Consider the following 11420-nt stretch of genomic DNA (forward strand, 5'->3'; position numbering starts at 1 on the left):
CTCAGCTCGTGGCGAAGACGCCGAGCTCGTTGCCGGCGGGATCGGTGAAGTGGAAGCGGTGCCCGCCGGGGTAGGCGTAGGGGCCCTCCGTGACCGTGCCGCCGGCGTCTCGGACGGCCTGCTCGGACGCTGCCAGGTCGTCGGAGAAGAGCAGGACGAGCGGACCGCCACGCGTCGCCGGGCACCCGGCGTTGAGGCCGCCCACCTCACCGTCGCCGGAGGACGCGCGGATGCCGGCGTACTCCGGCCCGTAGTCGTTGAAGGTCCAGCCGAAGGCGGCGGCGTAGAACGCCTTGGCCGCTGCGACGTCGGGAGCACCGAGCTCGATGTAGTCGATCGTGTGATGTGTCGAGGCCATGCGGTGCAGCCTAGGGACGTCGACCGACATCGACGGGGTCCTCGAGGACGCCGGCCTCGAGACCACGCTCGAGGACGGCGGCCACCGTCTGGTCCACACTCAGGTCCGAGCTGTCGAGCCACCAGCCCCAGCCGGTCAGGGTCTGGCGCATCTGGGCGTCCATCCAGGTGAAGTGCTGTGCCACCTGCTTGTGGCGCCCGGCGTCACGCTCCAGGGTCACCTCGTGGCGGGGCGCGAGCACGATCAGCGAGAGCGGACGGGTGCGCAGCCGGTCCCGGAACAGCTCGATGAAGTCGGGCGTCGAGGCGGCGTGCTCGACCACGACCGTGAACCCCTCGGCGGCGAAGTTGTCCGCGAGGTCCGCGCAGTTGCGCCACCGCAGCTGCAGCTGTCGGCCCTGCTCGTCGACGGGCTCACCACCTGGTGGCACCAGGCCGCTGACCGTGAGCTCGTGCTGGATGAGGTCGCCCTCGATGCACGCGGAGCGTTCGAAGTGCTGGGCCAGTGCGCGCGCGACGGTGGTCTTGCCGGCTCCGGGCACACCGACGACCAGGACGACGCGAGGTGTTGAGGCGGTCACGGGCGTCAGGATCGCAGGCGCAGACCCCGGGGCGTGGTGTGGAATCCCGCGTCGGTCAACGCGATCGCGAGCGGATGGGTGGAGCCGAGCAGCTGATCGCCGTCGGCCTTGGCGACGGTGAGCTGGCCGAGCGCGCCCTCGCGGACGGCCAGCGCCAGCGCGTCGGCGGCAGCGCCCAGGTCGTCGGCGTCGTCGCTCCACGAGAGCAGGGTCTTGCCGCCGCGCTCGACGTAGAGGACGAGCGCGCCGTCGACGAGCACGACGAGCGCGCCGGCCTTGCGTCCCGGGCGGTGGCCGGCCGAGCCCGTACGACCCGAAGACGGGTCGTCGGCCGACCCGTCGGTGACCGGACGCTCCGGCCAAGCGAGCGCGCCGCCGTAGGGGTTGGCCGGGTCGGCGGCGGCGAGGACCACGGCCCGTGCCGCCTCCCGCGGGTCGGGTGCGGTGTCCCACGGATTGCGAGTGCTGCCAAGGGGTTTGGACTGTGCGCGCAACCGGTCGACCGCACCTGCCCCGGCGAACTGGGAGGCACCGAGGCCCTCGACGAAGTAGCCCCGACGGACGCGGCCGGACTCCTCGGCGGTGGCGAGCACGCGGTAGACCGACGCGAATCCGCCGGCCACGCCTTCGGCGGCCACCGTGCCACGTGTGACCACACCGTGCCGGTCGAGCAGGACCTCCGCCTCGGCGAGCGCACGCACGGTCGCGCTCGACTCGACCGCGGGCAGTGCGACCCAGCGCCCGACACCGGTGGGCGGTCCGCTGCGACTCGGCGCGGACGGTCGCCCCGCGCTCAGGCCGCCGAGCGTGCCGCGCCCGCTGTGCCGCGTGCGGCGCGGACCGCTGCGGCGGGCCCGGTGCGTCGTGCGACCGCCGGACAGCAGTGCGCGCACCGGCACGATGGTGTCGGCGGTGACGTGTCCGCTCCAGACGAGGTCCCACAACGCCGTGAGCAGCTGCTCGTCGTCGGAGGAGGAGACGGCGTCGCTCAGGGCGCGGAAGAAGTACGCACCACCCGGCTCGAGCGCAGCGAGCAGGTCGCGATGGAGGGGCTGCAGCTCGAACGTCGCGTCGGGCGGGGCGAGGGTGAGGTGCGCGGTGTCGGCGGGGTGCAACGAGACCCAGCCGTCGTCACCGGGCAGGGCCGCGTGCCCCTGCCACACGACCTCACCGGAGGTCATCAGCTCATCGAGCAGGCCGGGGGAGTAGTCGACCACCCGGGCGGGCAGCACGAGGGTCTCGAGCGCACTGGCCGGCACCTGGGCTCCTGCCAGCTGTTCGACGGCTCGCAGGAGGCCATCCGCGCCGCGCTGCCCGGACCCGACGCCCTGCCACGCGGGCAGGAACCGGGCCAGGTCGACCGCGGGGACCGGCTCGACCTCAGCGCGCAGGGCAGCGAGCGACCGGCGCTTGAGGACGCGGAGCACCTCGGCGTCACAGAAGTCGGTGCTGTGGGGCGCACCGCCGATGTCGACCGGGCGCAGCTCACCCTCGACCACGCGGCCGGCCGAGACAAGACGGCGCAGGCAGTCCTGGACGACCGCGCGCCCGAGTCCGAACCGCTCGGCGGCCTCGGGAACCGTGAACGGCCCTCGCGTACGGGCGAATCGGGCGATCAGGTCACCGAGCGGATCAGCGACGGGCTCGAGGAACGCGGCTGGTACGCCGACCGGCAGGGCGGCGCCGAGGGCGTCGCGCAGCCGCGAGGCGTCCTCGACGGCGGCGACGCAGTCGCGCTGGGCGAGGCGCACCCGGATCAGGCGTCGCGCGTCGACCAGGGCATCGACCCATGCATCGACGTGATCGCGGCCGTCGTCGGTCGCGCGTTGGCGGATCTCCTCGAGGGTGAGCGGCCCGAGCCAGCGCACCAGATCGGCGACGTCCTCGGCGTCGCGGCTGCGGCGTTCGTCGACCAGGCGCTGCAGCTCGGCCTCGGTGCGCCGGACGACGTCGCTGTCGAGCAGGTCGCGCAGGGCGGCGCCCTCGCCGTGGCCCAGCAGCTCGCCGAGCAGCGACGGGTCGAGGGCGAGCGCAGCAGCACGGCGCTCGGCCAGGGGCGAGTCGCCTTCGTAGAGGAACTGGGCGACATAGCCGAACAGCAGGCTCTTGGCGAACGGCGACGGCGTGGTGGTCTCGACCTCGACCAGGCGCACGCGCCGTGCGGCCAGGTCGCGCATCAGGTCGACGAGGCCGGGGACGTCGTAGACGTCCTGGACGCACTCGCGGACCGCCTCGAGCACGATCGGGAACGACGGGTAGCGGCTGGCGACCTCGAGCAGCTGGGCCGACCGCTGGCGCTGCTGCCACAGGGCCTGCCGACGGCCGGGGTTGCGTCGCGGCAGCAGCAGCGCACGAGCGGCGCACTCTCTGAATCGTGCTGCGAACAAAGCGGATCCGCCGATCTCAGCGGTGACGATGTCGGTGACGTCGTCGGGGTCGAGCGTGATGGTGGCCATCAGCTCACGGCTGAGATCGCCACCCTGCTCGACCTCGAGGTCGAGCAGGCGGAACACGATGCCGTCGTCACCGTGCATCGCCTGCACGTCGACGCCGAACTTCTCACGCAGCCGGGCTGCCACGCACAGGGCCCACGGCGCATGCAGCTGTGCCCCGAACGGTGAGTGGACGACGACGCGCCAGTCGCCCAGCTCGTCCCTGAACCGCTCGACCACGATCGACCGGTCGTGCGGGACGTGGCCGGTGGCCTCCTGCTGCTCGCGCAGATAGTCGAGCAGGTTGTCGCCGGCCCAGGTGTCGAGCCCGGCGACACCGACACGGGTGCGCGCGGCCTCGTCGTCGAGGGCCATCACCTCGCGGACGAACCCGCCGACGGCCTTGCCGAGCTCGGCCGGTCGGCCGATCGAGTCGCCCTTCCAGAACGGCAGGCGACCGGGCTGACCCGGTGCAGGTGAGACGAGCACCTGGTCGTGGGTGATGTCCTCGATGCGCCAGCTCGTCGTGCCGAGCGTGAACACATCACCCACGCGCGACTCGTAGACCATCTCCTCGTCGAGCTCACCCACCCGCCGGCCGGGCCCGTCGCCACCTGCGAGGAACACGCCGTACAGCCCGCGGTCGGGGATCGTGCCGCCGCTCGTCGTGGCCAGCCACTGCGCTCCGCGTCGTCCGGACAGCACGCCGGCGACCCGGTCCCAGACCAGCCGGGGTCTCAGCTCGGCGAACTCGTCGCTCGGATAACGGCCCGAGAGCATGTCGAGCACCGACTCCAGGATCGACCGCGGCAGCCCCGCGAACGGGGTCGCCCGTCGTACGAGCTGCTCGAGCTCGTCGACCGCCCAGTCGTCCATCGCGCACATCGCGACGACCTGCTGGGCGAGCACGTCGACGGGGTTGGCGGGCACGTGCAGCGACTCGATGCCGCCGCTGCGCATGCGCTCGACCACCACCGCTGTCTGCACCAGATCGCCCCTGAACTTCGGGAACAGCACGCCACGCGACACCGCGCCGACCTGGTGACCGGCGCGACCGACGCGCTGCAGCCCGCTCGCGACGCTCGGCGGCGACTCGACCTGGATGACCAGGTCGACCGCACCCATGTCGATGCCGAGCTCGAGCGAGCTGGTGGCGACGACGGCCGGCAGCCGGCCCGCCTTGAGGTCGTCCTCGACCTGGGCTCGCTGCTCCTTGCTGACCGAGCCGTGGTGGGCGCGTGCGAGGACGGGCGACGCGCCGTGGCTCTGCCCGGACTGGGCCATGACCTGGGCGGGGGTCGTGGTCGTACGCCGTGCGCCGACCTCGGCGGCACCCTCGCCGTCACCCGCCGCGGCCTCCAGGCGCTCCTGCCAGATCTCGTTGAGGCGGGCCGTGAGGCGCTCGGCGAGCCGGCGTGAGTTGGCGAACACCAGCGTCGAGCGGTGCTGCGCGACCAGGTCGACGATGCGTTCTTCGACGTGCGGCCAGATCGACGCCCGCTCCTGCGGGTCGTCGTCAGCACCGACCGGGCCGGCACCCAGCTCGGTCATGTCGGGCACGGGGACGACGACCTCGAGGTCCCACTGCTTCTGCGACGGTGGCTGCACCGTGGTGACCGGCCGACCGCCGGCGAGGAAACGGGCGACCTCGTCGACCGGGCGCACCGTCGCCGAGAGCCCGATGCGCTGGGCGGCCTGGGGCAGCAAGGCATCCAGGCGTTCGAGGGTGAGCGCCAGGTGAGCGCCGCGCTTGGTGCCGGCGACCGCGTGGACCTCGTCGATGATGACCGTCTCGACGCCGGCGAGTGCCTCGCGAGCGGACGAGGTGAGCAGCAGGAACAACGACTCGGGAGTCGTGATCAGCACGTCCGACGGACGCCGCTGGAACGCCCGCCTCTCCTGGGCCGGGGTGTCGCCCGATCGCACCGCCACGGTGACATCGGGCTCGGGCAGGCCCAGCCGGGTGGCGGCGTGCTTGATGCCGACGAGAGGCGAGCGCAGGTTGCGCTCGACGTCGACCGCGAGCGCCTTCATCGGCGAGACGTAGAGCACCCGGCAGCGCTGGAGCGGCTCGTCCGGGACCGGCTCGGCAGCCAGCCGGTCGAGGGCCCACAGGAACGCCGACAGCGTCTTGCCCGAACCCGTCGGCGCCACGACGAGGGTGTGCTGTCCCGAGCTGATCGCGTCCCAGGCGCCGGCCTGCGCGGCGGTGGGCTCGCTGAAGCTGCCCGTGAACCACTCACGGGTCGCCGGTGAGAACCGGCTGAGGACGTCCTGCGGCATACGCCCCAGCCTGCCACCGGCGTACGACATCAGCTCAGTGGCCGCGCGCATACTGGAGTGATGACGGATGCCGTACGCCGTCGCGCGGCCGAGGCGATGCGCCGCACCCCGCGGGCCGACTTCCTCCCGCCCGAGGAGGCCGCTCGCGCCGGCCACGACGGTCCGCTCCCGATCGGCGGCGGGCAGACGAGCTCGCAACCACGCACGGTGCTCGACATGCTCGAGCTGCTCGACGTCCGGCCCGGTCAGCGGGTGCTCGACGTGGGCGCGGGCTCGGGCTGGACGACGGCGATCCTGGCGGACCTCGTCGGCCCGCAGGGGCGCGTGACCGGGGTCGAACGGGTCTCCGCCCTCGCCGACCGGGCGGCCTCGTCGGTCGCGTCCGCCGGTCGCCCGTGGGCCACCGTCCATCGCGCCCAGCCGGACGTGCTCGGGCTGCCGGGCGAGGCGCCGTACGACCGGGTGCTCGTCTCGGCGATGGCCGACCGGATGCCGACGTCCCTGGTCGAGCAGCTCGTCGTCGCCGGCGTCCTGGTCGCTCCTGTCGCCGGCCGGATGCTGCGCGTGACGCGCACGACCGGCGCTCCGGTGGTCGAGGAGCACGGCTGGTACAGCTTCGTGCCGCTGGTCGTCGACGGTGATGACTGGTAGTCATACGCCATGGACGCTGATCAGCTGACGCTCACGATCACCCGCACGGGCGGCATCGTGGGCTTCGACGACCGCATCACGATCGAGCCGGACGGTCGGGTCGAGCTCACCACCAGAGGCCTCCCGGACGGCGAGTCGGGTCGACTGCTCGACGACTGGTACGAGCGCGTGAGCACCGCTCGCGACGCGGTCGACTGGACGGCCCTCGGTGACGACACGCCCACGACGCGGCACCCCGACGACATGATCGTGGCGGTGAGAACCGTTGCAGGAGTAGGACGTTCGGACGACGAAAGGCTCGGCGACCTCGGCCCGCTCGCGCAGGACCTCGTCAACGACCTGATGGGCGGCATCGAGGCGTCGTCGTCCTGCGGACCGGACCGACCTGCGTAGTGCGCCTGCCGGACTACTTCCCGGCGAGGTCGGCGACGACCTGCGCCAACGGTCCGGCGACGTCGGCCCCGAGCACGAAGTGGGAGAACCCGAGCTCCTCTCGCCGCCGCAGGATCTCGTCGGTGGCAGCCGCGGGATCGCTGGGCAGGTGGGCGAGCGAGTCGGCCGCGCGGACGGCGGCCGCGTCGGTGTCGGGACCGGCCATGAACGGCGCGACGCCGTCGCCGACCACCGGCACGTGCAGTGCCAGCTCGAGGTCACGGCTGTTGTCGAACTGCCGCACCCGACGCGTGGTCTCGGCGCGTGTCTCGAGCTGGGGCATCACGAACGTCACCGTGTCCGCGAGCTCGGCGGCCAGGGCCTGGGCGCGCGGTCCGGAGACCGCCATGACGACCGGCGTGTGACGGTCGGTGCCGTCCAGCTCACGCAGCGCCACGATGACGTCGCGGACCTGATCGGAGCGGCTGCGCGAGGAGTCGACGGGGATGCCGAGGTCGCGCAGCTGGTCGGCGATGCCGGGTCTGCCCGTGCCGATGCCCATCTCGAAGCGGCCCTCGGTGAGCACGGACAGCGAGTGCGCCTCCCATGCGGTCATCCAGGGCGGTCTGACGGGGCAGGCGTAGACCCAGGTGCCGACGCGCAGGCCGGTCACCGACCCGGCGACGGCCAGCGCGGGCCCCGGGGCGGGCTGCCACTGCGGTGTGTCGGGCATCAGGACCGTCGAGTAACCGCTGTCGGCCAGGGACCGCAGGCTGTCGGTCCAGGTCGGCAGGTCGGTGGTGAACGGCGCGACCGCGCCGAATCGCAGGGGTCGGCGCGTCGGCGGGTTCGGCGTCTCGGGCATGGTGCTCACCTCTTCGTCAGACCCGACACGTCGTCGGGTGCTCATCATCTCCACGAAGGCGTCGAGGCGGATGCGACAGTGCGAGCCAGGCCGGTCGTCGTACCGCGACATGCTCGACGACCGGCCGGCCGGAGTTCGTCAGCCGAGCGTCACCGCGGTGTCGTCGACGACGAAGCTCGTCTGCAGCGAGGCGTCCTCGGTCATCAGGAACTTCACGGTGACCGTCCTGCCCTTGTACGCCGACAGGTCGAGCGTCTTCTGCGCGTAGACGGTGCTGGTGCCCACGTTGGAGTGGGTCGCGAGGGTGGTCGTGCTCGTGCTGCTCGCGACCTGCACCTTCATCGTGTCGTACGCCGTGCTGCCGGTCTCGGCCGTGTCGGAGCGCAGCCAGTACGACAGCCTCGGGGCGGGCGCGGTCGAGGGGATCGTCACCGTCTGCGACTCGGTCTCGGCCGAGGTCGACCCGTTGCCACCGAGCCACATCTTCCAGCTGCCGGTCCGCGCCGGCCGGCTCGTGCTGCTGGTGATCGGGCCGGACGTGCCGGTCCAGTCCACAGCGCCGGCCTCGAAGCCGGGGTTCTTCAGCAGGTTGTCCCCGGACGGCGGCGGTGTCGTGCCGTAGTCCTTGGCGGCGTACGACCAGATCATGTGGCCGATCGCGTCGATGTTGCGGTCGAGCGCCGTGAGGTCGAGGTTGGCGCTGGTGTCGCAGGAGGAGTGGTAGCAGGGGTCGAAGGCGCGCCCGGCCGTCCCGCCCCACTTGCTGGCCTGGGCGCTGGTCTTCGTGCCCTCGGCGCCGGTGAACGTGCCTGCGGTCGGGATGCCGAGCGACCTGAACGCCGCGTGGTCCGAACGGCCCTGCACGTCGATGTACTCCCACGGGATGCCCTTCCCGTCGAAGTACGCGGTGAGGTCGTCGCGCGCGCCGTCGCCGGCCGGGTTGTCGTCGTAGACGAAGTACCCGGGGTTGGGCGAGGCGATCATGTCGAAGTTGAGGTAGACCTCGACCTTGTCGCGCTCGGCGGTCGGCAGGTTGTTGACGTAGTACTTGGAGCCGAGCAGTCCGAGCTCCTCAGCGCCCCAGAAGCCGAATCGCACTCTGTTCTTCGCGGATTCGCCGCTCCGCGCGTAGGCGAGGGCGGTCTCGAGGATGCCCGCGCTTGCGGACCCGTTGTCGTTGATGCCCGGTCCGCTGGACACGCTGTCCAGGTGTGCGCCGGCCATGACGACGTGGTTCGCGTCGCCGTGCGGCCACTCGGCGATCAGGTTGTACGACGTGCCCGAGCTGGTCGAGAACGGCTGCACCGTGGTGACATAGCCGGCCGCGTCGAGCTGGGACTTCACCCAGTCGACGGACGCCTTGTAACCCGGGCGGCCGGTGGCGCGGTTGCCGCCGTTGGCCGTGGCGATGCTCTGCAGCTGGTCCAGGTGCGCCTTCGTGCTCGTCACCGAGATGTCGGGGTCGGCCAGCGTCGGGGTGCTCGCCGAGGCCGAGGGAGTGAGGGTGACCGCGGTCGCGACAGCGGCAGCGGCGGCGTAGCGCAGGGTGGTTGTTCGCATGCGAAAGTCCTTGAGGGAGAAGGGTTTCGGGGGATGTACGCGAACCGGCCGTCGTACCTGCTCGATGAGGTACGACGGCCGGTCGCGTGCTGAGATGAGGCTGGGTCAGCCGAGGGTCACCGACGTGTCGTCGAAGACGAAGCTCGTCTGCAGCGAGGAGTCCTCGGTGGCCGAGAACTTGATGGTGATCGTCTTGCCCTTGTAGGCGGACAGGTCGAACGTCTTCTGGCTGTACGTGCTGCTGGTGCCGACGTTGGAGTACGTCGCGAGCGTCGAGGTCGTCGTGCCGCTCACGACCTGGACCTTGGCGGTGTCGTACGCCGTGGAGCCGGACTCACTCGTGTCGGTGCGGACCCAGTACGACAGCTTGGGGGCTGCCGCGGTGGACGGGATCGTGACCGACTGCGACTCGTTCTCCGACGTGGACGAACCGTTGCCGCCGAGCCACAGCTTCCACGAGCCGGTGTGGGCCGGGCGACCGGTGTTGTTGGTGATCGGGCCGGAGGTGCCGGTCCAGTCGACCGCGCCGGACTCGAAGCCCGGGTTCTTCAGCAGGTTGTCGCCGGTGGGCGGAGGCGTGGTGCCACCGTCGCACTTCTCGGTGCCGGCCGGGACGCTGATGGCGGTGAACGCCTTCTCGATGCCCGCGCACTCGGCCGAGCTCGCGCCGTACAGGTCCTTGGCGGCCTTGATAGCCCCGTTGCGAGCGGCGCCGTAGGTGCTGCTGCTCGTGAGGTAGGTCGACAGCGTGCGATACCAGACCTTGGCGACCTTGTCGCGGCCGATGCCGGACACGGTGGAGCCGTCACAGGTCGGGCTGTTGTAGGAGACACCGTTGATCGTCTTGGCGCCCGAGCCCTCGGAGGCCAGGTAGAACCAGTGGTTCAGCGGGCCGGAGGAGTAGTGCGGGTCGACGCCGGACATGTTGCGGTAGCAGTCGTAGGAGCCGCCGTCCTTGGAGGGCTTGTCCATGTAGCGCAGCGGCGTGCCGTTGCCGTTGATGTTGATCTCCTCGCCGATGAGGTAGTCACCGGGGTCGGAGGTGTTGCCGGAGTACCACTCGACCATGGTGCCGAAGATGTCCGACGTCGCCTCGTTGAGACCGCCCGGGTCGCCGGAGTAGTCCAGACCCGCGGTGTTCTCGGTGACGCCGTGGCTCATCTCATGGCCGGCGACGTCGATCGAGGTGAGCGGGTTGCTGTTGCTCGAGCCGTCGCCGTACGTCATCTGCGTGCCGTCCCAGAAGGCGTTGACGTAGTTGCTGCCGTAGTGGACGCGCGAGCGTGCGCCGCGGCCGTCGTTCCAGATGCCGTTGCGGCCCTGGACGTTCTTGTAGTAGTTGAACGTCTTCTCCGCGCCGTACTGCGCGTCGACCGCAGCCGACTGACGGCTCGAGGTGGAGCCGTTGCCCCACACGTCGTCGCTGTCGGTGAACTCGGTGCCGGTGCCGCTGGTCGAGCCGTTCAGGTCGGTCGTGTAGTTGTTCACGCCGTCGCGCAGCTTGTACGCGCCCGAGCTGCCCGTGGTGGTGAGGGAGACGCTGCCGACGTGCACGCCGTTGCCGGTGCCCTCGACGATCTCGTCGCGTGAGCCGAGGACCTTGCCGTTCTGGGCGTCGACGTAGGTGTGCAGACGGCTCGGCGTCTGGTTGTCGCGGACGCCGGTGGTGAGCACGTCGTACGCCAGACGCGGACCGGAGGGGTCGGAGGCGTAGACGACCAGCTCGCCCTTGCTCGTGGCCACGGACGCCTTGTCGGCCTGGGCGCTCTGGCGGCCCTTGGCGACGGCGGTGGCCGACGACACCGTCGGGGTCGTGGCGACGGCGACCTTCTTGCCCGCGCCGTTCCAGCTCACGCTCTTGACCGAGCCCGAGCGGTCGTTGTGGCTGACGAAGTCGCCGCCGACGACACGCAGGCCCTTGAACGTGCGGTTGTAGCGGACGTGCTTCGTGCCGTCGGCGTCGGTGATGACGTCCTTGACGACGAGCTTCTCGTCGCTGGACAGGCCCAGTGCTCGGGCGTTGTCGCCCGCTGCGGCCTGGGCCGAGGCGATCGCGGCTGAGCGTGCCTGGGCGGCAGCGGGGACGGCCGACGAGACCGAGCCGACCGCGTCCGTGGTGGGGCAGAGTGCAACAGCAGAGGCCAACGTCGTGCCAGCGACGACCAGCTTGAGGTGCTTCACAGGTTTCCTCCTGAGGGGGAGCCGCCGGGTCAGCGGCTGGGAGTGACCCGTCAGGAGCGCATCGAGCCGTGGTGCGGCTCACGACGTGGCGGGTCGCACCGAAGATTCCTGCGCAGGGCTCGTCGGCGGCAAGGTTCC

At 71.3% G+C, this 11420-nt stretch carries 8 protein-coding genes; 2 read left to right on the plus strand and 6 right to left on the minus strand.

Going from position 1 to position 11420, the window contains the following annotated elements; translation table 11 throughout:
- Position 1: 1 nt before the first annotated feature.
- Genes VV01_RS05935 through VV01_RS05945 form a run of 3 tightly spaced genes read right to left on the minus strand, consistent with a single transcriptional unit; the run spans position 2 to position 5653 of the window.
- On the minus strand, positions 2-358 hold the full coding sequence (locus VV01_RS05935; protein ID WP_157508760.1) for a VOC family protein: 357 nt from the start codon (positions 356-358) through the stop codon (positions 2-4).
- Positions 359-368: 10 nt separating this feature from the next.
- Entirely contained in the window at positions 369-938 is a 570-nt protein-coding gene (locus VV01_RS05940; RefSeq protein ID WP_050669083.1) for an AAA family ATPase, read from the minus strand.
- A gap of 5 nt (positions 939-943) precedes the next feature.
- A complete protein-coding gene (locus VV01_RS05945) occupies positions 944-5653 on the minus strand; it encodes an ATP-dependent helicase (RefSeq protein ID WP_050671753.1) in 4710 nt (1569 codons plus the stop codon).
- Positions 5654-5713: 60 nt separating this feature from the next.
- Here VV01_RS05945 and VV01_RS05950 point away from each other — a divergent pair, with 60 nt between their 5' ends.
- Entirely contained in the window at positions 5714-6304 is a 591-nt protein-coding gene (locus VV01_RS05950) for a protein-L-isoaspartate O-methyltransferase family protein (protein WP_050669084.1), read from the plus strand.
- Between the two features lie 9 nt (positions 6305-6313).
- On the plus strand, positions 6314-6697 hold the full coding sequence (locus VV01_RS05955; RefSeq protein WP_050669085.1) for a hypothetical protein: 384 nt from the start codon (positions 6314-6316) through the stop codon (positions 6695-6697).
- 13 nt (positions 6698-6710) lie between these two features.
- On the opposite strand, the gene VV01_RS05960 is transcribed toward VV01_RS05955, so the two are convergent.
- The 3 genes from VV01_RS05960 to VV01_RS05970 form a co-directional block, all read right to left on the minus strand.
- On the minus strand, positions 6711-7541 hold the full coding sequence (locus VV01_RS05960; protein WP_050671754.1) for an LLM class flavin-dependent oxidoreductase: 831 nt from the start codon (positions 7539-7541) through the stop codon (positions 6711-6713).
- Positions 7542-7679: 138 nt separating this feature from the next.
- Positions 7680-9101 carry a M28 family metallopeptidase gene (locus tag VV01_RS05965; protein WP_050669086.1) on the minus strand — a complete coding sequence of 474 codons (1422 nt, stop codon included), beginning with the start codon at positions 9099-9101 and terminating at the stop codon, positions 7680-7682.
- A 105-nt stretch (positions 9102-9206) separates the two neighbouring features.
- On the minus strand, positions 9207-11282 hold the full coding sequence (locus VV01_RS05970) for a M4 family metallopeptidase (protein ID WP_157508761.1): 2076 nt from the start codon (positions 11280-11282) through the stop codon (positions 9207-9209).
- Positions 11283-11420 lie beyond the last annotated feature (138 nt).

The organism is Luteipulveratus halotolerans, assembly GCF_001247745.1.
GTDB classification, from domain to species: domain Bacteria; phylum Actinomycetota; class Actinomycetes; order Actinomycetales; family Dermatophilaceae; genus Luteipulveratus; species Luteipulveratus halotolerans.